Raw genomic sequence first — 21,980 nt, forward strand, 5'->3', positions numbered from 1 at the left:
TTGCGATGGCGGTCACGCTCCGACCCTACGCATGCACGCGAAGCGCCCGGTCAGGACGTACTCCTTTGTGTCGCTCTTGCAACACTCACGTGCGACGCGGCGGACCGGGCGTTGCCCGGCCGGCGTCCGGCGGCAACTGCTGCCGCCGCTACTTGAGCCCCGCCTCCCTCATCTGCCGCAGCTCCTTCTTCAGTTCCGACACCTCGTCACGGAGCCGGGCCGCGATCTCGAACTGGAGCTCCGCGGCCGCGGCCCGCATCCGCTCCGTCATCTGCTCGATCGTCTCGGCCAGTTCGCTCGCGGGGCGGTCGGTGAGGACTTCGGCGCCGCGCTCCTTCCGGCCCGCCGACTTCGCCGGAACGGGCGCCTTGCCCTTACGGTCGCCTGCCTTGTGCTCCTGGCGGTACCCCGAGCCGAGCAGCTGCTCAGTGTCGATGTCCTCGCGGGCGATGTCGGCGACGATGTCACCGATCTTCTTACGAAGCGGCTCGGGGTCGATGCCGCGCTCCTTGTTGTACGCGATCTGCTTCTCGCGGCGGCGGTTCGTCTCGTCGATGGCCTTCTCCATCGCGGGAGTCGCCTTGTCCGCGTACATATGCACCTGGCCGGAGACGTTGCGCGCGGCGCGGCCGATCGTCTGGATCAGCGACGTGCCGGAGCGGAGGAAGCCCTCCTTGTCCGCGTCGAGGATGGCGACGAGCGACACCTCCGGCAGGTCGAGCCCCTCACGCAGCAGGTTGATGCCGACCAGCACGTCGAACTCCCCGGAGCGCAGCTCCCGCAGCAGCTCGACGCGGCGCAACGTGTCGACGTCGCTGTGGAGATAGCGGACCTGGATGCCCAGCTCCAGGAAGTACTCGGTCAGATCCTCCGCCATCTTCTTGGTGAGGGTGGTGACCAGCACCCTCTCGTCCTTCTCCGCACGGGTGCGGATCTCGTGCACCAGGTCGTCGATCTGGCCCTCGGTCGACTTGACCACGACCTCCGGGTCGACGAGACCGGTCGGGCGGATGACCTGCTCCACGTAGCCGTCACCGCGGGAGAGTTCGTACGGGCCCGGGGTCGCCGAGAGGTACACGGTCTGGCCGATGCGCTCCAGGAACTCCTCCCACTTCAACGGCCGGTTGTCGATCGCGGAGGGCAGCCGGAACCCGTGCTCGACCAGGGTGCGCTTACGGGCGGCGTCGCCCTCGTACATCGCGCCGATCTGGGGAACGGTCTGGTGCGACTCGTCGATGACGAGGAGGAAGTCGTCGGGGAAGAAGTCCAGCAGCGTGTGCGGGGCGGTGCCCGGATCGCGGCCGTCGATGTGGCGCGAGTAGTTCTCGATGCCCGAGCAGGTGCCGATCTGGCGCATCATCTCGATGTCGTACGTGGTGCGCATCCGCAGCCGCTGCGCCTCCAGCAGCTTCCCCTGCTTCTCGAGCGACTCCAGCTGCTCCCCCAGCTCGGCCTCGATGCCGGTGATGGCCCGCTCCATGCGCTCCGGCCCCGCCACGTAGTGGGAGGCGGGGAACACGTACAGCTGCTCGTCGTCGGAGATGACCTCGCCCGTGACAGGGTGGAGCGTGGAGAGCGCCTCGATCTCGTCGCCGAACATCTCGATGCGGACGGCCAGTTCCTCGTAGACCGGGAAGATCTCGATGGTGTCGCCGCGCACCCGGAAGGTGCCGCGCGTGAAGGACATGTCGTTGCGCGTGTACTGCACCTCGACGAAGCGGCGCAGCAGATCGTCTCTGTCGGTCTCCTGCCCGACCCTGAGCGGCACCATCCTGTCGACGTATTCCTGGGGGGTGCCCAGACCGTAGATGCAGGAGACGGACGCGACGACGACCACGTCGCGCCGCGTCAGCAGCGAGTTGGTGGAGCTGTGCCGCAGCCGCTCGACCTCCTCGTTGATGGAGGAGTCCTTCTCGATGTAGGTGTCCGTCTGCGGGACGTACGCCTCCGGCTGGTAGTAGTCGTAGTACGAGACGAAGTACTCCACCGCGTTGTTCGGGAGCAGTTCGCGGAACTCGTTCGCCAGCTGGGCGGCGAGGGTCTTGTTCGGCGCCATCACCAGCGTCGGCCGCTGGAGCTTCTCGATCATCCAGGCCGTGGTGGCCGACTTGCCGGTGCCCGTCGCCCCGAGCAGCACCACGTCCTTCTCACCACCGCCGACGCGCTGCGCCAGCTCGTCGATGGCGGTGGGCTGGTCACCGCTGGGCTTGTAGGGGCTGACGACCTCGAAAGGCGCCACCGTACGTTCGATCTGGATCTGCGGCCGCATGCAGACAACGGTACGACCCACCTCTGACAACGGCGTTCCGCAGCGGGACGCCGTCAACGGCGTCACGGAGCGGGACCGAAGCGTCGCGTCACGTTCACACCCACGCCACTCCGGTTCTGCTTCCGTGTATCGCACAACGGGAAGTCTCTTGCCGACAGTGTTCGCACGAACGCGAGGAGTTCCCGTATGTCGATGCGCCGTGCACTAGCCGCCGCCACCGGCTTGCTCCTGGGTGTGTCCGCCCTCACCCTCACCGCGTCCCCGGCCCACGCGGCCGCGCGGCAGGACAGCATGAGCGACGGGGCGCCCACAACGGTCGCCCACCGCGGAGCTTCCGGTTACGCGCCGGAGAACACGCTCGCGGCGGTCAAGAAGGCCGACCAGCTCGGCTTCGACTGGGCCGAGACCGATGTACAGCGCACCAAGGACAGCGAACTCGTGCTCATGCACGACACCACGCTGGCCCGTACCACGAACGTGGAGAAGCTCTACCCGAACCGCTCGCCGTGGAACGTCTCAGATTTCACGTCCAAGGAGATCGCCCGTCTGGACGCGGGAAGCTGGTTCAGCGACGACTACAAGGGTGAGAAAGTCCCCACTCTGGAGAAGTACCTGAAGCAGATCTCCAAGAGCGGCCAGAAACTGCTGCTGGAACTGAAGTCCCCGGAGATCTACCCCGGCATCGAGTACCAGACCCTGAGAGAGCTGAAGAGTGAGGGCTGGCTCGACAGCTCCCACATGAAGAGCAAGCTCATCATCCAGAGCTTCAACGCCGACTCGATCAAGATGACCCACGTGCTCAACAGCGGGGTCAAGACCGGGTTCCTGGGCAACCCGAAGGTCTCGGAGCTGGACGCGTACGCGAAGTTCACGGACCAGATCAACCCGACGCACTCCGCGGCGACGAAGGACTACGTCAAGGCGGTGCACGCACGGAAGGGTCCGCTCGGTAAGCGGATGCAGGTCCTCACGTGGACCGTGAACGACGCGGCGACCGCCCGCAAGGTCGACGCGGCCGGGGTGGACGGCATCATCAGCAACTTCCCGGACGTCGTGCGGGACGCGACGGGCGGCTGACGCGCGACGCCGGTCCGAGGGTCGCGCCGGCGAAGCACCACCCCCACCCCCCACAGCGCCCTCATGTCCGTGTCCCCGGCCGGAAGTCTGTCCACTTCCCGCCATCCCCCACTCCCCTTCTGTCCCCCACACGTCCCGACCGCTGTGAACCCCTCAACCCCCCTCAGCACCTCCTGCGGCCGTCCATCGCGGATCCGGCCGTTGTCAGAGGTGCCCTCTAGGGTTCCCGCATGACTGAGACAACGGCGAGCACGGCAGCCCGCGCCTGCATCTGGACGGTGCGGGAGACCCCTGTCGGCCCCCTGCTGCTCGCCGCGACCGACGAGGGCCTGGTCGGTGTCGTCTTCCACGCCGACCCGGGCACGGCGGACCGGACCCTCGGCCGGCTCACCGGCAGGCTCGGGGCGCCGCCGGTCCACGTGGAGGCGCCCGCGGAGGCGGCAGACCCGGCCCGCGGGCACGTTCTCGCTCTAGCCGCGGCGGAGCTGGACTCCTACTTCCGTGGTGAGCTTCGCGAGTTCACCGTGCCGCTGGACTGGTCGCTCTCCGGCGGCTTCAACGAGAAGGTGCTGCGGGAGCTGCTGGCGTCCGTCCCGTACGGGGCCACCGCCGGCTACCAGGATCTCGCCGACCGCGTGGGCGAACCCGGTGCCGCCCGGGCCGTCGGCATGGCCATGGGGTCGAATCCGCTGCCGGTCGTCGTCCCGTGCCACCGCATCGTCGAGAGCGGCGGCGGCCTGGGCGGATTCGGCGGGGGCCTGGAGACCAAACGCACCCTGCTGGCTCTCGAAGGGCTGCTCCCGGAGCCCCTGTTCTGATGCCGGCGTACGAGATGCCGCCTGCCTGTGGGGAACCGGTCCGGGCGAGGCGCGAAACCCCGTAGGCCTGTGTGCGGCCGGCTGGCAGACTGCCCGACGTGACCGACACCAACAACACCGCGGACGCACCTGACAGCTCCGCCGACCGTGCCGGCGACCTCCCGCTGCCGCGGGGCGCCGAGCTGGCGCGGGTGCGTCGCCGCACAGCGGGCGTGTTGGTGGTCAGTCAGATGCTCGGCGGCCTCGGCGTCGCCACCGCCGTCACGCTGGCAGCCGTGCTGGCCCAGGAGATCAGCGGCTCCGAGGCACTGTCCGGGCTCGCATCGACCTCGTCCGTCATCGGTACGGCGCTGCTGTCGCTGCCGCTCGCGTCCCTCATGGCGGCGCGCGGCCGCCGCGCCGGACTGTGCCTCGCGTACCTGATCGGGGCGGCGGGCGGCGCCGTCGTCGTCACCGGAGCCGTGCTCGGCAACTTCCCGCTCCTGCTGCTGGGCATGACCGCCTTCGGCGCGTCGAGCTCCGCCAACCTCCAGGCCCGGTACGCCGCCGCCGACCTCGCCGAGCCGGATCGGCGTGCCCGCGCCATCTCCCTCGTCGTATGGGCGACCACGGTCGGAGCAGTCCTCGGCCCCAACATCGCCGGGCCCGCGGGGGACAGCGTCACGGGGCTGGGCATTCCGGCGACCGCGGGGGCGTTCGTCTGGGGGTCGGCGGTCTTCCTCGTCACGGCCGTTCTGATCCATCTGCTGCTGCGTCCCGATCCGCTGCTCACGGCACGTGCCCTCGCCGACGCCGAGGCGGACGCCGCGTCACGGGATGCGGCATCCAGCGAGTCGGCCACCGGCCCCGAAGGGGGCACCGGCGTTCATCCGCCACCGGCATGGAAGGGCCGCTCCCGAGGAGCCGACCGTTCGCTGCGCGCCGGACTTGCCGCCGTGTCCGGCTCCGCGCATGCGCGGCTGGCCCTGGTGACGATCGCCGCGGCGCACACGGCGATGGTCTCCATCATGGTGATGACGCCCGTCGACCTCGGTCACCACGGTGCGGGCATCGAGATGATCGGCCTCGTCATCAGCGCCCACATCGTCGGCATGTACGCGTTCTCGCCGGTGATGGGCTGGCTCGCCGACCGCTTCGGGCGGCTCACCGTCATCGTGCTCTCCGTCGCGCTGCTCACCTGCGCGGCGGCCCTCGCGGGCACCGCCGACGGCCACCACACCCAGTCGGGCCTGGGCCTGTTCATGCTCGGTCTGGGCTGGTCGGCGGCGCTCGTCTCCGGCTCGGCGCTGCTGACCGACTCGGTGCCGCAGCCGGCCCGCGCCGCGGTGCAGGGCCTGTCCGATCTGACCATGAACGCGGCCGCAGGTGCCGGCGGCGCCCTCGCGGGACTCATCGTCTCGACGGCGGGCTACGGCTGGCTCAGTGCCTTCTCGGCAGCGCTGCTGCTGCCGGTCCTGGTGATGACGCTGGCGGGCCTGGCGCGCCGTGACCCCACGGGACAGGCGAGCGGCGACGCCACGGACGTCACCGCGGATACAGCTCGAAAGTGACGCAGCTCCGCCCGCCGAACCGCTCCGCGGCCAGCCCCACCACCCACTCGGTGAAGGAGCGCGCGTAGCTCTCCACGGGTTCGTCGCTCAGTGCCGCGATGTACGCGCGGTGCTCGGACAGCGACGCCACGGCCTGCTCCACGGCCGCCTCTCCCACGGGCACCGCGTGCGTCGTCTCCGGCGACCCGGCGACGGCCACCCAACGCACTCCGCTCCAGGGGCCCTCTCCGCCGGGCTCCAGCTGCTCGGGGAAGATCCAGCGGTTCCCCGCGTCGCCCACCGCGTCGAGAACGGCGCGGCCCACGGCACGGTGATCGGGGGTGTTCCAAGCGGTACCGCCCCAGGTCTCCCGGTGGTTGATCGTGACGACGAGCTCGGGACGCAGCTTGCGTACGACGGCGGCGATGTCCCGCCGGAGCGGCACCCCTTCCTCGATCACGCCGTCCTTGTGGTCGAGGAACTCGACCGAGGCGACGCCCACCTTGCGAGCGCTCGCGTGCTGTTCGGCCTCTCGCACCCGTGCGCTCTCGGCGGGTTCCAGATTGTCGATGCCCGCTTCGCCGCGCGTGACCATGAGATAGGCGACCTGCTTGCCCTGCGCCGTCCACTCGGCGACGGCCGCGGCCGCCCCGTACTCCATGTCGTCGGGATGTGCGACGACCGCGAGGGCCCTCGTCCAGTTGCCGGGCATCTCCGCCAGTTGGTCGCCGCTGTTCGGGGCCACCGCGTCCACCTACTCCCTGTCCGGCTGCGCCGGCCCGCCAGGCCGCACGGGTCAGCGGCGTTCGAAGGGGACCCACTCCAGCTTCTCGCCCGTCCCCTCCCCGGGACGTGTTCCCCACTTCCGCCGACCGTCCCGTTCCATCATCGGATCGAGGCTGACGAACAGAGCGATGAGCAGCAACAGGAGGACGGGTCCGATGAGTACGGGTGTGAGGGTACCCAGCGAAGAGCTGCCCACGGCTCCGTCGTCGCTGTACAGGCTCACCGTCATCCCCGCCATGCCGGTGTAGTGCATCGCGACGAAGCCCAGCCCCATGATGAGTGCCGCCGCGATCGAGGCGCCCATGTGCCGCACCCACCTGGCGCACAGCAGGGCCACCGAGCTCACGACGACGGCGACGGCGGCGGAGATGATCATGACCCGGTCGTCGTAGCGGACCGCACCGGCGATCCGCACCCCCATCATCCCCACGTAGTGCGAGGACGCGACGCCCAGCCCGAGGACCAGCCCTCCGCCGAGCACGGCGAGCCAGGTGTACCGGCGCAGGGAGACCAAAAGGAGCGCCACGGCCGAGACCAGGACGGCGACGAGGAGACTCGCGTACGTCATCAGCATGTCGTAGCCGATGGGCACCTCACCCACGCTGAACCCGATCATCGCCACGACGTGCATGGTGAAGATGCCGACTCCGATGGCGAGGGATCCCAGGGCCAGCCACCCGGCTCCCCTTCGGCGTCCGAGCAAGGGGGCCCGCAGGGCGCATCTGAGACCGACGGCGCTGCCGACGCAGGCCATGCCGTACGCCAGTAACGGCGTGACCGGTCCGTAGGTGAGAACGTCCGGCTGCGTAGCAGCAGTACGGAACATCGCCCGTCATCCCCATCAGGAAGCGTGAGTCGGTAGCCACAGGACCGTCACATGGTGAACACATGTACGGGGACCTCATGTTAGGTTCCCGCGCGCCTGCGCGCGGCCCATTCCGGCAAGCCCGTCACACCGGTCGGCCGGGCGGGGCGGCGCGGCTCCCGGCACGGTTCCGGATGCGGTTTCCGAAGTTGTTCCCGGTACGGAGACGTCCCCTGCTCACCGCCACCCGTATATCTGCTGCAGACGGTGCACGACGCGGTTGAACCGCGCCCGGTCCAGCGCGCAGGCTTCGCGCCTCATCCCGTCAGGATGCACGCGCAGCACCCGCTCCGTACCCACCCACGAGTCGCGTCCGCTGCGGTCCCACGGGCCGCTGCCGAGCGGCAGCCAGCCCCGCTACCCGTCCTGTTCCCGCGAGGTCAACTGGACGCCGAGCAGCGTGCCTTGGCGCTCGCGGGCGACGATCAGCACGGGACGGTCCTTGCCCCTGCCGTCGTCCTCCTCGTACGGCACCCACGTCCAGACGATCTCGCCGGGGTCCGGGTCGCCGTCCGGATCCGGGGCGTAGGCGGTGCGTACGGCGCCGACCTCGGCCGGCTCCACCGCTACGGTCGCCGCATAGCCGTGGCTGCCCGGGGCCGCGGGGGTTGCGGGTGCGCCGTCGCGGACGTCGTTGCTTGAATTGCTCATGCCGGGAACCTATCGCCGTCCCGGAACCGGGGTGACGACGGAAGGCGGGGCGGGATGACACGGGTTCTCGTTGTACAGAACACCCCGGCCGGAGGGCCGGGACGTATCGGCGACTGGCTCGGCGAAGAGGGCCTCACGCTGGACATCGTGCAGGCCTACGACGGCGGGCAGTTGCCGCAGGACCTGTCGGGCCACCAGGGTCTTCTCGTGCTCGGCGGCGGCTACATGCCCGACGAAGACGACCGTGCACCTTGGCTCGTCGCCGTCCGCGAACTGGCCGGGCAGGCACTGAAAAAGGATGTACCGGCGCTCGGCATCTGCCTCGGGGCGCAGCTCCTCGCGTACGTCGCCGGCGGGACGGTGCGGGCGCGGCACGGACTGCCGGAGTCGGGGAGCACCGAACTGACGCTGCTGCCCGAGGCGTTGGACGACCGGCTCTTCCATGGGCTGCCGCCGCGGGTGAAGGCCGTCGAGCACCGTGTCGACGCGATCACCGTGCTGCCGCGGGACGCCCACTGGCTGGCGAGCAGCGAACGCTGTCCGGTGCAGGCCTTCCGCGTCAGGACACGCGCGTGGGGCCTGCAGTTCCATCCCGAGGCGACACCGCACACCATCCGGGGTTGGGACCCGGAACGGCTTCGTGAACAGGGCTTCGACCGGGAGGAGTTGGTCCGCTCGGCCGAACGTGACGAACCGGAGGCCCGCAGGATCTGGCACGGGCTCGCGCGCCGCTTCGCCGCCGTGGTGCACTGCGGCTGAGCCGCGGCGCCGGGAGCGTCAGTCCGGCAGCGAACGGCCGTGCCGCGGTGGGCCGTTCCACGCGGGATGCTCCGGCTTGTCCGCGCGCACGAAGACGTCCGCGGTCTCCCCCGGGGCCACCTCCTCCTCGTAGCGGGCGAACGCCGGCAGTGTCCAGCGCTCCCCGGCCGGCGTCTGCCGCTCCAGGGCCCCGCCGGAGAGCCCCAGATGTACCGACAGGTCGAAGGGGAACCATCTCCCGAGAAGAAACGGCCCGTGCAGCAACATCACGCCGCCCGGGGGCAGTTGCACGTGCGCGCTGCGGGTGGGCCGGTCGGCCGACGAGGTTCGCAGATCAGGGAGGACCCGGCCGTCGCCGCCCGGGTCCAGAGGGCCGAAGACCTCACGCCACAGGGCTCCGGTGTCGTGCCAGAGGTCGTAGTACGCGTCGGGGTCCTGCTTGCCGAACTCGAAGCGCAGGGAGTCCGCCCGCGGAAAGGTGTCGGCGTCCACGACGAGCGTGGGCAGGCCGCGCAGGCGCAGGGCCTCGGCCAGCCGGCCGGCGAGGACCCCGGGCCGGGCGGGCGGTGCGCCGTCGACGGCGACCCGGCGCCACTCGCTGCCGTCCCGCGAGCCGGCGGCGCCTTCCTCGACGAGGCCGGCGAGCCGCTCGGTGAGGCGTTCCCAGGTGATCGCTTCGAGTCGCACGCACTCATCCTGACGTGCGCCGCCGACGGTGTGCATGTGCGCACGGCGTGGGGTGCCGTCCCCTCCGCTGCCTCGGGGTGGGCGCGGCCGGCAAGTTCGCGGGTCTCAATTCGGTTGACATCCCCTCTTTTTCATCACTTCTTCTCCTCAATTCCCCTACACCGGGCCACACTTGCGGCCTCACATCACAGGGGGGTCGTCATGCATCCCGGTCAGCCGCAGCCCCAGCCGTACCGCCCACAGCCCGGCCCGCCGCCCAGGCCGGGCTGGGTACGCAAGCGGGTCCTGTTACCGGGCCTCTTCCTCACGTGGTTCTTCGGCTTCGCCCTGGGCACCTCCGGGGCGTCCGGCTCCGCCCCCGGCGACGGGCCGGCCGAGCGGGCGAGTCCCCGCCCGGCGGCGACCACGACCGTCACCGAGACGGCCTCCCCCGAGGCGGCCTCCCCCGAGACGGGGCCCGCCCCCACCGTCACCGAGACCAAGGAGGTGAAGGTCAGGACCACGGTGACCGTCACCGCGAAGGCGCCCGCCCCGCAGGACGCGGAGCCCGGGACGGGCGACTCCGCCTCCGTCCACTACGGCAACTGCGCCGAGGCACGCAAGGCGGGCGCCGCCCCCGTGCACCGGGGTGAGCCGGGCTACGGGCGCCATCTCGACCGGGACGGGGACGGCGTGGGCTGCGACGTCTGACGGGCGGTCCGGCAGGCGCAGGGTCTCCGGTGGATCACCCGCCCGCAATGTCCCTATCCTGGTTGCGTGGTCCACCGGCGTCGACTCGATGACCCACCGGAGGTGTCCGGACGATGTACCGCAAGCGCGTGATCGTCTCAGGCGAGGTGCAGGGCGTCTTCTACCGCGACACCTGCCGCGCGACGGCCGAGGCACAGGGGGTGAACGGCTGGGTCCGCAACCTCCCGGACGGACGGGTCGAGGCCGTCTTCGAAGGTGAGACGGGCATCGTGGAGCAGCTCGTCGACTGGGCGCACGAGGGGCCGCCGACGGCCCACGTGGAGAAGGTCGAGGACTTCGAGGAGGAGCCTCAGGGGCTCACCGCCTTCGAGGTCCGTCCGACACCACCGGCCGAGCCTGCTCCCGGCGACGCGCCCGACAGCGGCCCGTGACACCGGCGCACATCACGCTCCGCTTCGACGACGGCCTGCGCTTCTTCCTCGCCGCGCGCCACCGCGGTTCCGGTGCGGCGAGCCTGTCCCACGACGGGACGTCCACGCTCGGCCATGTCATCCAGTCCCTCGGCGTTCCGCTGACGGAGGTGGGCGAGCTGACGGTCCGCGGGCCGGAGAATGCCGCGGGTCGCCGCGTCGAACCCTCGTACCGTCCACGTGACGCGGAGGTCGCCGACGTCGCAACCTCCGCCCGCCCGCAGCCCGTTCCCCCGCCGGCTCCGCCGCGCTTCGTCCTCGATGTGCATCTGGGAGCGCTGGCACGGCGCCTCCGGCTCGTCGGGCTGGACACCGCCTACGGCAACGACAGCTCCGACGACGCTCTACTCGCACAGGCCAACGCCGAGCGGCGGGTGCTGCTCACGCAGGACCGCGGGCTGCTCCTTCGCAGGGCCCTGTGGCTGGGTGCGTATGTGCGGGGAGCCCGCCCCGACGATCAACTCCTCGACGTCCTGGACCGGTTCGCCCCTGCCCTAAAACCGTGGACACGCTGCATGGCATGCAACGGAACGCTGGCGCCGGTCGAGAAGTCCGAGATCGCCGCGCTGCTGCGGCCGGGCACACGGCGTACGTACGACACGTTCATGCGCTGCCGCTCGTGTTCCCGCCTCTTCTGGCGCGGCGCGCACAGCGGCAGGCTGGAGTCCTTGGTGACGACGGCGCTCGAGGCCGCGGGTGGTGACGGGGCGGAGGCGAGGCCGGGCACGCGACGGGGCTCCGGGGCGCGAGGTGGGACCGACGGCTCTCGTACCGGCCGGGGTTCGGAACCGGCATAAGCCGCAAAGCAACCCGACAGGCTCCGGGCAGATCTCAACTCGTCCGTGGGGCATGCCGGTTGGCCCGGCCCCGCGGCTCCGGCGCGGCGGCACGCGAGGGGGAGCGGCACGTTCCAGGTCACAGCACCGGACCTATTTTGCTCGGAAGCATCCCGAGCGGGTGCGGAGTGCTGCACGATGCGATATGGCCGCGACAGGTGCGGCCTTGACTCTCCCCCTGGAGCTCGGATGAAAAGACGCGTCATAGCCGTATACGGCGGCGCTGCGGTCGTGCTGGCCGGACTGATCACAGCCATTCCGGTGGCGGCGAACGCCGGATCCACCGACGCCGCGGACACGGCGGGCAGTGCCAACAGCACACTCAAGTGGACCGACTGCGCCACCGAGAACTACCCGGACCTGCAGTGCTCCAAGGTCAGCGTGCCGCTGGACCATGACAAGCCGGATGGCAAGAAGATCACCATCGCGCTCTCGCGCGTGCAGCACACCGCCGACAAGTCCCAGGGTCCCCTGCTGGTGAACCCCGGCGGCCCCGGCGGCAGCGGGCTGACTCTCGCGGGCTTCGTCGCCAAGTCGCTGCCGAAGAAGGTCGCGTCGCAGTACGACGTGATCGGTTTCGACCCTCGCGGAGTCGGCAAGAGTGAGCCCGCACTCAACTGCAAGCCGGGCTACTTCGACCCGGTGCGCCCCGACAGCGTGCCGCGCAGCGCGAAGGGCGAGCAGGCCAACATCAAGCGTGCCAAGGGCTTCGCCGAGGCGTGCGGCAAGAAGCACGGCAAGCTGCTGAACCACATCAACACCGTGAACGCGGTGAAGGACATGGACAGCATCCGCACCGCGGTCGGCGCCAAGAAGATCAACTACTTCGGCTACTCGTACGGCACCTACCTCGGCGCCGTCTACTCCAAGCTGTTCCCGGAGAACGTCCGCCGCGTCGTGCTGGACAGCATCGTCGACCCCGACGGCGTCTGGTACGAGGACAACATCGCGCAGGACTACGCCTTCGAGTCCCGCCACAAGGCCTTCGCCGCGTGGGTCGCCAAGCACGACGCCGACTACAAGCTCGGCAAGGACCCGGCCAAGGTCGAGCAGGCCTGGTACAAGATGCGCGACGCGGTGCGCAAGAACCCCGCGGGCGACAAGGTCGGCCCCTCCGAGCTCGAGGACACCTTCATCCCGGGCGGCTACTACAACGGCTACTGGCCCGATCTGGCCGCCGCCTTCGCCTCGTTCGTCAACGACAAGGACACCGCGCCCATCGTCGACGCCTACGAGGCGATGGGAGCCGTCGACGCGGCGGGCGACAACGGCTACTCCATCTACACCTCGGTGCAGTGCCGTGACGCTGCCTGGCCGCGGGACTGGGGCACCTGGCACCGCGACATGACGAAGGTGTACGAGAAGGCACCCTTCATGACCTGGAACAACGCCTGGTACAACGCTCCTTGCGCGTTCTGGCCGACCAAGTCCCAGAAGCCGCTGGACGTTACGAACAAGAAGCTTCCGCCGGTGCTGCTCTTCCAGGCCACCGACGACGCTGCCACCCCGTACGAGGGCGGCGTCAACATGCACCGGAAGCTGCGCGGTTCGAGCCTCGTCGTCGAAGACGGAGGCGGCAACCACGGCATCAGCCTGGGCGGCAGCGAGTGCCTGGACAAGTTCCTGGCCGACTACCTCGCGACCGGCAAGGTGCCCGAGGGCCAGGGCAGCGGCGAACCGGACGCGACCTGTGAGGCACTGCCCGACCCGGAGCCGCTGAGCCCGGAGGACGCCAAGTCCGCCGTGCCGGCACCGTACGGCTCCAACAGCACCGCCGACCGCGGCGCCGAGCTGCACCACCTGCTCGGGAACCGCGGCTGACACCGCTCGGCCGGCGGGCAGGCTGCCCGCCGGCCGGGCCGGTTCATCCGGACCGCTCCGTGAGTGCTCCGGGCGCGGCCTGCGGGCACCTGCCAGCGGTAGCTGGGAGAGCAAGCCCCCGCTGCCCGGAGCGCTCGCGGGCCGCCCTACGGTACGTGCGTGAACTCCCTCGCCGAGGCAATGAGCCGCCTGCGCCCGCCGTACGCGCTGCGCAAGCACCAGGAGGACGCGCTGGCGCGCCTCACATCGGTGACCCGCGGATGCGCTGGAGTTGACGAGCCCGACAGGACCGACGAGGACTCCGGCCATGCCTCCGGCTCCGGCAGTTCGCCTCAACAGGCGCGTGCCTGGGTCGTGTTGCCACCCGGCATGGGCAAGACGCTGACAGGACTGGAGGCCGCGCGCAGGCTCGGCGCCCCCGTCGTCGTCCTCACACCGAACACCGCGATCCAGGGCCAGTGGCTCCGGACGTGGGAGGCGTTCGTTCCCGACGCAAGCACCTGTGCCCCGGCGGACCCCGGCGACGGTCCCGGCGAAGCCGCGACGACCGTGCCCGCCGGCACGGACCGGGGCCTCAACTCCCCCGTCACCGTGCTCACTTACCAGTCGCTCGCCTCGTTCGACCCCGACGCCGAGATCGACGAGGACGGCAGCGAGCGGAGGCAGCGGAACTCGGCGGGCTCACGCGCGGCGGCTGCCCGGCATCTGCACAGACTCCGTCCACAGGGCCTCGAACTCGTCGAAGCTCTGCGCCGCACGGGGACGTTCACGCTCCTCCTCGACGAGTGCCACCATCTCCTCGACACCTGGGGCGAGTTGCTGGCCGAGCTGCTGCGTGAGCTTCCCGACGCCACGGTCATAGGCCTCACCGCCACACCTCCCGACCGGCTCTCGCCCGCACAGGCCGAGCTGGTGGCCGAGCTGTTCGGCCCCGCCGTGCAGGGCCCCTCGATCCCCGCCGCCGTACGGGAGGGGAACCTCGCCCCGTACGCCGAACTGTGCTGGCTGACCGCACCCACGCCCGTCGAGAGTGAGTGGCTCGCCGCGGAGGCCGAGCGCTTCACCGAGCTGACGACCGGCCTCCTCGACCCCGGCTTCGCCGACCGTCCCTTCCTCGGCTGGCTGGACGAGCGCTTCGTCATCCGCCAGGGCCCGGACGGAGCACGCATGCCCTGGTCCCGGCTGGCACGCGAACGTCCCGAACTCACGGCGTCCGCACTGCGGTTCCACCACGCGGGGCTGCTCGCCCTGCCCGAAGGGGCACGGCCGCACGAGGAGCACCGGCGCCCACCCGGCGCGGACGACTGGGTGCTGCTGCTGGACGACTGGGTGCGGCACTGTCTGCGCCGCAGCGGTTCGCCCCGTGACGCCGAGGTCCTGGAGGCGCTGCGGAAGGCACTCCCGTCCGTGGGGCACCAGTTGACGGCGCGCGGCATCCGCGGCGGCCGTTCGCCCGTCGACCGGGTACTGGCCCGCAGCGCGGCCAAGCCGCAGGCCGTGAAGGAGATCCTCGCGGCGGAGGACGCGGCGCTCGGCGAGCAGCTGCGCGCGGTCGTCGTCTGCGACCACGAGCGTGCGACGGCGACCCTGCCCGCGCGGCTGACCGGAGTGCTGGAGGCTCAGGCCGGTTCGGCGGTACTGGTGCTGGAGGAGCTGGCGGCCGATCCGCGCACGGCATCGCTCGATCCGGTGCTGGTGACGGGCCGAACGGTGGCCGCGTCACGGGAGACCGCGGAGCGCTTGGTGGCGTACTGCCGTGAGGCGGGACCTCCGAGGATGGAGCTGGGCCTCGAGCCGTTGGACGCGGGCAACGCATCCGCCGACGGCGGTCAAGTCGACAGGAGTGTTCCGGGATCCGGGGACACAGGCATGGCCGGCGTCGTGGCCGGTACGGGTCGGCTCGTCCGCCTCGCGGGCACGTCGGGCTGGAACAGCCGACGCTGGGTCGAGCTCGTGACCCGCTTCTTCGAGCGGGGCGGCACCCGCGTGCTCATCGGCACCCGCGGCATGCTCGGCGAAGGCTGGGACGCCCGCCGGGTCAACACGCTGATCGATCTCACCGAGGCGACGACGCCCACCGCGGTCGTCCAGACGCGGGGCCGTGCGCTGCGGCTCGATCCTCACCATCCCCGCAAGGTCGCCAACACCTGGTCGGTGGTGTGCGTCGCGGACGCGCATCCGCGCGGCGACCGCGACTGGAACCGCTTCGTCCGCAAGCACGACGGCTATCTCGGGCTGACGGACGCGGGTGAGGTCATGGTCGGCGTGCCGCACGTCCACCCCGAGTTGTCCCCTTACGCGCCGCCGCCCACAACGGAGTTCGACCGTTTCAACGTCACGATGCTCCAGCGCGCCGCCGCCCGTGACGAGGTACGGGAGCGGTGGCGGCTCGGCGAGCCGTACGAGGACGAGTTGATCCACACGGTCCGTGTGACCGTCCCCCGCACGAGGGCCGCCGCTCCCGTGGCGCGACCTGGCACGCCTCCGGCGGCGGTACCCGCGCCGCACGGGGTCCGTCCGGCCCGTCCGTCCTCCGGCTCCGTGCTCTCCCGTGCGGCCGTTCCCGGTGCGGCGCTCGCCGGGGCGCTCGGGTCCGCGGCTTCGGTGGCCGCCGCGCTTCCCGAGGCGTTCGCCGCCGCGGCCGGCGGACTCGCGGCGTGCGCCGCGTACACCACGGCCCGCACGGCCGTGGCGCGGCGGCACCTGGAGACGGTGGCGGGGGCACCCGTGCTCGTGCACATCGCGTGGGCCACGGCGGAGGCCCTGCACAAGGCCGGTCTGGTACCGCGCGGTTCGGAGGGCGTCTCCTTCGAGCCCGACGAGACCGGGGCCTACCGCGTCGAGCTGGGCGGGGTGCCCCGTGAGGCGTCGTCCCTCTTCGCGACTGCCTTCGACGAGGCCGTCTCCCCCCTGACCTCGCCCCGATATGTGATGCCACGCCATCTCCTGCCGCGTCCCACCGTGGGCACGGCCTTCCGCGCGCTGTGCCGCATGCCCGCCGCGAATGCGGTCGTCCACCACGCCGTGCCCGGGCCGCTCGCGGAGAACCGCCGCCTCGCGGACGTCTTCGCGGCCGCGTGGAACACGTACGTCAGCACGGGCACACCGCTCTACACGCGCGGGCCGGAGGGAGCGGGTGTCCTCGCCGCGCAGGCGGGTGGCTCGCCGCTCGAGGTCACCACGGCGATGCGGATGACGTGGCAGTGAGCGGAGCTTCATCGGAAGCTTGAGGACGGCACCCCGCACGGGCCACCCACCGCTTCCGCGCTTCCGCTGGAGAAGAACATGGACGAGCACGCCGAAACCGCCGAGGACGGCGTCGGCTTCAACGCGGCCATCAACGGCCAGACTTGGCGCGTCGCGTGGCATCCGCCTCCGGACCCTCCGCCTGGCACTCCGCACGGCGCCGAGGCGGTGTGTTTCGCCGGCGACCGCATCGTCGTGGTCAGCCGCGACGGCCGGTGCTGGGGTCTGACCGCAGGCCGCCCCCAGCAGCACGAGCAGTGGGTCGAGACGATGCGCCGCGAGGTACGTGAGGAAGCCTGCTGCGAGGTGACGGGCTGCCGGCTCCTCGGGTTCAGCCGCGGCGTATGCGTCCGGGGCCACCAGGAGGGCCTCGTACTGGTCCGGTCGATGTGGCGGGCAGAGGTGCAACTGGAGCGGTGGGAACCGCAGTTCGAGATGACTCACCGCCGTCTGCTGCCGACGCGGGAGGCATTCCGGTCCGTGACCGTCCCGACGGCCTCGGCCCCTTCCACCGCCGGCTGTTCACCGAGGTCGGCGTTCCCCCGTCCGCCGTCGACGACCGCTGAGAGTCGACGTGCGACGGACGGAGATGATCAGGCGCGCCGGAATGCGCGGTCTAGCCGCCGAAGCTGATGGGCCCGGAGAAGTCGCGGCCCTGGATGACAGGCCCGCTGATGCGGGCGTTTCCGGAAACGGTGTTGTGGACGCTGCCGCGGTCGATGCGGACGGTGAACCCATGCTGCCCGGCCCATGTTTCCAGGTCGGCCGCGAAGGCCTCGTCCCTCTCGCTCTCGTCGATCACTCCAGTGGTCAGCTGACGGACCTGATCCTCGTCATCTGCGTCGTCCGGCAACGCGATCTCGGCTCCCGGCCGCCCCCTTCCGATGCGTCGGCACAGGTCGAGCAGCGACTCCCACGCGTGTCTGCCTGCTTCCGTACCGGCGGAGGCGGCAGCCGCGCTGACGGCCGCCGCGATCGCTCCCGCTGATGCAGTGTCCATGCCTCTCCCCCTCCGAAGTCCACGTGCACACACGGCATTTGATGGTATCGACGGGAAGCCGACGGCGGGTTCGGAAGGCGCGCCCTCAACCCGCCATCAGCGTTGTCAACGCGGCCGCCGGATCGGTGTCCGACGGGCCTTCCGGCCACCACTCCTCCGACCCCGCGCCACCGGTCTTCTCGCTGCGGTACGGGTACCAGCGGCTGTCACGGCCGTAGCGGAGCTGGAAGGTGCGGGTGGGGTCGGTGAGGCGGTTGCGGTGGACCGACATCCGAGGCAGGTCGGCCGCGGCCAGCGCCCCGCGTGCGCGGTCGAAGTTGCCTGCCGGCGGGTCCCAGTCGGACTCCAGCACCGACAGCCCCTCGCTCCCCTGCCGCCAGGCCGCTGCGGCCCGTGCAAGGCCGGGAGCCGTATGGCCGCTCTCGCGGGCGAGCCGGGCGAAGCGGGCGGAGAGCGTGCCGCGCCCTGTGAGATCGGGATGGGTGGCCGCCAGCCGGATCGCGTCGTACCGCGGCGGGAGCGGTACGAGCCCGGCGTGACCGGTCGTCGTCAGGGCGGTGTGGGCCCGCCTTGCCGTGTCGGTGGCGAGGAAGGCGAGGTCCAACGGATCGGGTGCGCCGGGGAGTTCGGGCAGCAGGGGCGGCTCGCCGGGCGCGGAGGGCGGCTCGAGAGGTGCCGGCAGGGGCGGACGTACGGAGGTGGCCAGCGCGTCGCGCGCCGGCACGCCGGAGGAGACCGCCTTCCGTGTGCTGTCCGCGTGGTCGGGATGATCGTCCGCGGCGTCCACAGCATGGGCGGCGCACGCGCTCGATTTGGCGTTGCGCCGCGCGAGTTCGTCGAGAAGTTCCTCCTCGTCACGGCCGCGCAGAAGCAGCAGCACGAACGGATCGGAGTCCAGGAAACGCGCCGTCTGATAGCACAGGGCGGCCCCGTGCTTGCACGGACGCCCGTTGTCGGGGCAGGAGCAGTCGGGGTCCAGATCGCCGGGCCCCGGCAGCAGCCGCACCCCTGACGCCGTGGCCGCGTCCACGAGCTCGTGCGGCATGTCCTTGTCCAACAGGGCAGCGATGTGGGCGGGTTGCGCGCAGACGGCGTCCAGGAACGCGTCCCATTCCGGGGCGGTCAGCACCCGCGACCGGATCACCGTGCGGTACGGGCGGGGACGGGTGCCGCTGACGGGCGCAGTGATCCGGCCGGGCGTGACCGTGATCGTGCCGACGTACCCGGCGCGCGCATAGGTGCGGCCCCGCGAGAGCCGGCCCGCGTCCAGCGAGGACTCCTCCAGAGCCCGCACCCATGCGTCGCCCCACCAGGAGTCCGCGAAGGGCCCGCGCGCACCCGGGCGGGGACGCAAGGGCGGGAGGCTGCGCGTGCGGGCGACGGCGGGGCGGGCACCGCCGTGACCACGGCCCGCGGCGAAGCCGCCCGGCGAGCTCCCTGGCCCGGTCATACCGGCCTCCTCAGGGAGACGAGGTCGGCCAGCTCCGCGTCGCTCAGCTCGGACAGCGCCGTCGCGTCGCCGCCGTCGAGCACCGCGTCGGCCAACTCCCGTTTGGCGTCGAGCAGCAGAGCGATCCGCTCCTCGACCGTCCCCTCGGTGATGATGCGGTGCACCTGCACGGGCTGCGTCTGCCCGATGCGGTAGGCACGGTCGGTGGCCTGTTCCTCCACGGCAGGGTTCCACCAGCGGTCGTAGTGGATGACGTGCGCGGCGCGTGTGAGGTTGAGGCCGGTGCCCGCCGCCTTCAACGACAGCAGGAACACCGGGACTTCGCCGCTCTGGAAGCCGGCGACCATCTCCTCACGCCGCGCGACGGGCGTTCCGCCGTGCAGCAACTGCGCCTGCACGCCCCGCTGTTGCAGATGGCGCTCGATGAGCCGTGCCATCTCCACGTACTGCGTGAAGACGAGGACCGCGTCGTCCTCGGCGAGGATGACGTCCAGCAGTTCGTCCAGCAGCTCCAGCTTCCCGGACCGGCCCGCGATCACGGCGCCGCTCTCGCGCCCCGGTGCCACCGCGGTCTCCTTCAGATACTGCGCCGGGTGGTTGCAGATCTGCTTGAGCGCGGTCAGCAGCTTCATCACCAGGCCGCGGCGGGCCATGCCCTCCGACGCCTCGATCCTGGCCATGGTCTCGCGTACGACGGCCTCGTAGAGTCCGGCCTGTTCGCGTACGAGCCCGACGGGGTGGTCCGTCTCGGTCTTCGGCGGCAGTTCGGGGGCGATGCCCGGATCGGACTTCCTGCGCCGCAGCAGGAACGGTCCCACCAGGCGCGCCAGGCGCCGCGTCGCCTCCTCGTCCTCCCCGCTCTCCACGGCGCGGGCGTGCCGTGCGCGGAAGGACTTGAGCGGGCCGAGCAGCCCCGGCGTGGTCCAGTCGAGGAGTGCCCACAGTTCGGAGAGGTTGTTCTCGACGGGTGTGCCGGTGAGAGCCACCCGTGCGGGAGCCGGGAGCGTTCGCAGCGCCCTGGCCGTGGCGGAGTGCGGGTTCTTCACGTGCTGCGCCTCGTCCGCGACGACCAACCCCCAGCGTTGCGCGGCCAGTTCGGAGGCGCTGGAGCGCATCGTGCCGTAGGTGGTGAGGACGAAGCCGCCGGCACCGGAGTCTTCCGGGGCCTGCCCCGGGAGGCTGCGGTCGGCGCCGTGGAATCTGCGCACCGGCACCTCCGGCGCGAAGCGTTCGATCTCCCGTTGCCAGTTGCCCAGGAGAGAGGCGGGACAGACGACGAGGGTGGGCGCCCGCGAACCGGACCGCGCGCGGTGCAGGTGGAGCGCGATGAGCGTGACGGTCTTGCCGAGCCCCATGTCGTCGGCGAGACAGCCGCCCAGGCCGAGGGACGTCATCAGGTCGAGCCAGGCCAGACCCCGCAGTTGGTAGTCGCGGAGGATGGCATGCAGCCCTTCCGGCTGGTCGAGCGGGGGCGGTTCGGAGCGCAGGCGTGCGCGCAGCTTCGCCAGGGAGCCGACGGGGACGGCCTCGACACTCTCCCCGTCGACCTCCGCCGAGCCGGTGAGCGCGGCGGACAGGGCGTCGGCGGGTTCCAGCAGGCCCAGGTTGCGCTTGCGGGCCTTGCGTACGAGCCCGGGGTCGACCAGCACCCACTGACCACGCAGCCGTACGACCGGCCGATGGGCCTCGGCGAGTGCATCCATCTCGGCCTCACTGAGCTGTTCGCCGCCGAGCGCCAACTGCCAGCGGAACTGGAGGAGTTCGTCCGCCTCGAAGAAGCCGAACCCGTCGGAGGCCGTGCCCGGGGCGGGGCGGATCACGGCGGTCGCGGTCAGTTCGCGTGCCACCTCGCGCGGCCAGTGGACGGCGACACCGGCGGCTGCGAGCCGCGTTGCGGCCCTGCCGAGCAGGTCGCTGACCTCGTCCTCCGACAGCGGCAGCACGTCCGGGACGGGACGCTCCAGCAGCCGTCCCAGCGGCGGCCACACGCGGGAGGCGCGGCGCAGCCCGAGCAGGGTGTCGATGCGGGCGCGGGGGCCGAAGTGGTCGGCTCCCGCCCAGAGTTGGGCGGCATCCGCGACGAGTACGGGATCGGCGAGGCTGTGCACCTGCACGACGGCCGCCGAACTCCTGCGGACCCCGTCACCGCCCGGTCCGTCGCCCGCGCCTTCCTCGTCCGGGCCCGTGTCGAACAGGTCGTGGGCTGCGAGGTCGAGGCGAAGCGAGATCCGCACGCCCACATCCATGCCTGCCGCGACCTCCGCGGCCCACTCGCGTGCTCCCGGGAGCCGCTGCGGCTCGGACGCGGCGAAGGGTGCGCCCACGGCGTGCGGTGCCGCCGGGGTGCGGGGCAGGGTGTCGGCGACGGCGTCGAGGAAGGACCGCACCAGGGCTTCCGGAGCCGGCAGCCGCAGCGGCCCGCCGCTGCCGGACACGGGCACTGCATGCGCCTCGGCCGGCATGGCAGCGGCGATCGCCCGCACATGCTCGACGTCCTGCGCCTCCAGCGGTCCTGCCCGCCATGCGTCGGTGTCCCCGCTGCCCAGGCCGGGCAGCAGACGCCCCCGCGCGACGAGGTGCAGGGCGTGCAGCGCGGCGGCACCCCAGCAGGCGGCAGCCGGGTGTGCTTGCGGATCCTGGCGTGCGCCCACAAGCAGGGGCAGCGCGTCACCCACACCCACGCTGAGGGCCGCGACCGTGCGTGCACGGGCGCCCTTTCCATGGCGCCGTGCGACCGTCAGCTCCGTCGGCACCGCATCGCGGATCCCGCATTCACCGGGCGGCGGCAGTTCCGCGCCGTCCGGATACCAGAAGGCGACCCTGCCCGTACGCGACGGCTCCCCCGGCAGAAAGACCGCCGCGCACCGCGCGAGCCCGTCCTTCGGGGGCCCTGCCATCCGCGCCACCGCTTCCGCTTCTCGTACCGCAGGGACCGTGCGCTCCCCGGCGACGCACGGTCCCCACTCGAACGCGCACGAGTCTAAGGCGGGCCACTGACAACGCCCTCGTGGTTTTCCGTCCGCCGT

Annotated in this window: 17 protein-coding genes and 1 pseudogene; 10 read left to right on the forward strand and 8 right to left on the reverse strand. The window is 71.4% G+C overall.

The annotated features are described in order from the left end of the window. Positions 1-148: 148 nt before the first annotated feature. Positions 149-2,269 carry an excinuclease ABC subunit UvrB gene (gene uvrB, locus I004_RS0111475; RefSeq protein WP_028435614.1) on the reverse strand — a complete coding sequence of 707 codons (2,121 nt, stop codon included), beginning with the start codon at positions 2,267-2,269 and terminating at the stop codon, positions 149-151. 186 nt (positions 2,270-2,455) lie between these two features. On the opposite strand from uvrB, the gene I004_RS0111480 reads away from it, so the two are divergent. The 3 genes from I004_RS0111480 (at position 2,456) to I004_RS33440 (ending at position 5,714) form a co-directional block, all read left to right on the forward strand. Beyond that, a complete protein-coding gene (locus I004_RS0111480) occupies positions 2,456-3,346 on the forward strand; it encodes a glycerophosphodiester phosphodiesterase family protein (RefSeq protein WP_028435615.1) in 891 nt (296 codons plus the stop codon). A 230-nt stretch (positions 3,347-3,576) separates the two neighbouring features. Further along, a complete protein-coding gene (locus I004_RS0111485) occupies positions 3,577-4,164 on the forward strand; it encodes a methylated-DNA--[protein]-cysteine S-methyltransferase (protein WP_051344941.1) in 588 nt (195 codons plus the stop codon). Between the two features lie 98 nt (positions 4,165-4,262). Continuing rightward, positions 4,263-5,714: an MFS transporter gene (locus I004_RS33440; RefSeq protein WP_486579925.1), complete on the forward strand. Its 1,452-nt coding sequence runs from the start codon at positions 4,263-4,265 to the stop codon at positions 5,712-5,714. Here I004_RS33440 and I004_RS0111495 read toward each other — a convergent pair. The 3 genes and pseudogenes from I004_RS0111495 to I004_RS33445 all read right to left on the reverse strand — a co-directional run bounded on the left by I004_RS0111495 (position 5,689) and on the right by I004_RS33445 (position 7,995). Beyond that, positions 5,689-6,405 carry a PIG-L deacetylase family protein gene (locus I004_RS0111495; protein WP_037975945.1) on the reverse strand — a complete coding sequence of 239 codons (717 nt, stop codon included), beginning with the start codon at positions 6,403-6,405 and terminating at the stop codon, positions 5,689-5,691. The two genes, I004_RS33440 and I004_RS0111495, sit on opposite strands and share 26 nt — an antisense overlap. 84 nt (positions 6,406-6,489) lie before the next feature. Beyond that, positions 6,490-7,305 (reverse strand): MHYT domain-containing protein, encoded by an 816-nt coding sequence (locus tag I004_RS0111500; protein WP_028435618.1) that lies wholly within the window; start codon positions 7,303-7,305, stop codon positions 6,490-6,492. 216 nt (positions 7,306-7,521) lie between these two features. Beyond that, a pseudogene (locus I004_RS33445) lies at positions 7,522-7,995 on the reverse strand (type II toxin-antitoxin system PemK/MazF family toxin). 54 nt (positions 7,996-8,049) lie between these two features. On the opposite strand from I004_RS33445, the gene I004_RS0111510 reads away from it, so the two are divergent. Continuing rightward, positions 8,050-8,754 (forward strand): type 1 glutamine amidotransferase, encoded by a 705-nt coding sequence (locus I004_RS0111510; protein WP_028435619.1) that lies wholly within the window; start codon positions 8,050-8,052, stop codon positions 8,752-8,754. Between the two features lie 18 nt (positions 8,755-8,772). Here I004_RS0111510 and I004_RS0111515 read toward each other — a convergent pair whose 3' ends face one another. Continuing rightward, positions 8,773-9,441 carry a uridine kinase gene (locus I004_RS0111515; RefSeq protein ID WP_028435620.1) on the reverse strand — a complete coding sequence of 223 codons (669 nt, stop codon included), beginning with the start codon at positions 9,439-9,441 and terminating at the stop codon, positions 8,773-8,775. 201 nt (positions 9,442-9,642) lie between these two features. Between I004_RS0111515 and I004_RS0111520 the strand changes: the two genes are divergently transcribed. From I004_RS0111520 to I004_RS0111545, 6 genes are all read left to right on the forward strand, one after another. After that, a complete protein-coding gene (locus I004_RS0111520; RefSeq protein ID WP_028435621.1) occupies positions 9,643-10,131 on the forward strand; it encodes an excalibur calcium-binding domain-containing protein in 489 nt (162 codons plus the stop codon). Positions 10,132-10,244: 113 nt separating this feature from the next. Next, positions 10,245-10,562: an acylphosphatase gene (locus I004_RS33450; RefSeq protein ID WP_199779372.1), complete on the forward strand. Its 318-nt coding sequence runs from the start codon at positions 10,245-10,247 to the stop codon at positions 10,560-10,562. Further along, positions 10,559-11,398: a Mut7-C RNAse domain-containing protein gene (locus tag I004_RS33455; RefSeq protein WP_199779373.1), complete on the forward strand. Its 840-nt coding sequence runs from the start codon at positions 10,559-10,561 to the stop codon at positions 11,396-11,398. Before I004_RS33450 ends, I004_RS33455 begins: the two co-directional genes overlap by 4 nt. A 228-nt stretch (positions 11,399-11,626) precedes the next feature. Further along, a complete protein-coding gene (locus tag I004_RS0111535) occupies positions 11,627-13,258 on the forward strand; it encodes an alpha/beta hydrolase (protein ID WP_028435622.1) in 1,632 nt (543 codons plus the stop codon). Between the two features lie 159 nt (positions 13,259-13,417). Next, on the forward strand, positions 13,418-16,465 hold the full coding sequence (locus I004_RS0111540; protein WP_028435623.1) for a DEAD/DEAH box helicase family protein: 3,048 nt from the start codon (positions 13,418-13,420) through the stop codon (positions 16,463-16,465). A gap of 78 nt (positions 16,466-16,543) precedes the next feature. After that, complete coding sequence (locus I004_RS0111545) at positions 16,544-17,137, forward strand: NUDIX domain-containing protein (RefSeq protein WP_028435624.1); 594 nt, start codon at positions 16,544-16,546, stop codon at positions 17,135-17,137. Here I004_RS0111545 and I004_RS0111550 read toward each other — a convergent pair. The 3 genes from I004_RS0111550 to I004_RS0111560 all read right to left on the reverse strand — a co-directional run bounded on the left by I004_RS0111550 (position 17,121) and on the right by I004_RS0111560 (position 21,851). Further along, on the reverse strand, positions 17,121-17,504 hold the full coding sequence (locus tag I004_RS0111550; RefSeq protein ID WP_028435625.1) for a hypothetical protein: 384 nt from the start codon (positions 17,502-17,504) through the stop codon (positions 17,121-17,123). The two genes, I004_RS0111545 and I004_RS0111550, sit on opposite strands and share 17 nt — an antisense overlap. An 85-nt stretch (positions 17,505-17,589) precedes the next feature. Next, the gene (locus tag I004_RS33460; protein ID WP_078511023.1) at positions 17,590-18,954 is read right to left on the reverse strand and encodes an SWIM zinc finger family protein; all 1,365 of its coding nucleotides are present in this window, start codon (positions 18,952-18,954) and stop codon (positions 17,590-17,592) included. After that, complete coding sequence (locus I004_RS0111560) at positions 18,951-21,851, reverse strand: DEAD/DEAH box helicase (RefSeq protein ID WP_028435626.1); 2,901 nt, start codon at positions 21,849-21,851, stop codon at positions 18,951-18,953. The genes I004_RS33460 and I004_RS0111560 overlap by 4 nt, the downstream gene beginning before the upstream one ends. Positions 21,852-21,980 lie beyond the last annotated feature (129 nt).

The sequence above is a fragment of the Streptomyces sp. TAA486 genome, from assembly GCF_000426165.1.

Bases quoted from the DNA above. Each gene is read 5' to 3' on its own strand.
- uvrB (WP_028435614.1), bottom strand. From the start codon at position 2,269: ATGCGGCCGCAGATCCAGATCGAACGTACGGTGGCGCCTTTCGAGGTC.
- I004_RS0111480 (WP_028435615.1), top strand. From the start codon at position 2,456: ATGTCGATGCGCCGTGCACTAGCCGCCGCCACCGGCTTGCTCCTGGGT.
- I004_RS0111485 (WP_051344941.1), top strand. From the start codon at position 3,577: ATGACTGAGACAACGGCGAGCACGGCAGCCCGCGCCTGCATCTGGACG.
- I004_RS0111495 (WP_037975945.1), bottom strand. From the start codon at position 6,405: ATGCCCGGCAACTGGACGAGGGCCCTCGCGGTCGTCGCACATCCCGAC.
- I004_RS0111500 (WP_028435618.1), bottom strand. From the start codon at position 7,305: ATGTTCCGTACTGCTGCTACGCAGCCGGACGTTCTCACCTACGGACCG.
- I004_RS0111510 (WP_028435619.1), top strand. From the start codon at position 8,050: ATGACACGGGTTCTCGTTGTACAGAACACCCCGGCCGGAGGGCCGGGA.
- I004_RS0111520 (WP_028435621.1), top strand. From the start codon at position 9,643: ATGCATCCCGGTCAGCCGCAGCCCCAGCCGTACCGCCCACAGCCCGGC.
- I004_RS33450 (WP_199779372.1), top strand. From the start codon at position 10,245: ATGTACCGCAAGCGCGTGATCGTCTCAGGCGAGGTGCAGGGCGTCTTC.
- I004_RS0111535 (WP_028435622.1), top strand. From the start codon at position 11,627: ATGAAAAGACGCGTCATAGCCGTATACGGCGGCGCTGCGGTCGTGCTG.
- I004_RS0111545 (WP_028435624.1), top strand. From the start codon at position 16,544: ATGGACGAGCACGCCGAAACCGCCGAGGACGGCGTCGGCTTCAACGCG.
- I004_RS0111550 (WP_028435625.1), bottom strand. From the start codon at position 17,504: ATGGACACTGCATCAGCGGGAGCGATCGCGGCGGCCGTCAGCGCGGCT.
- I004_RS33460 (WP_078511023.1), bottom strand. From the start codon at position 18,954: ATGACCGGGCCAGGGAGCTCGCCGGGCGGCTTCGCCGCGGGCCGTGGT.
- I004_RS0111560 (WP_028435626.1), bottom strand. From the start codon at position 21,851: ATGGCAGGGCCCCCGAAGGACGGGCTCGCGCGGTGCGCGGCGGTCTTT.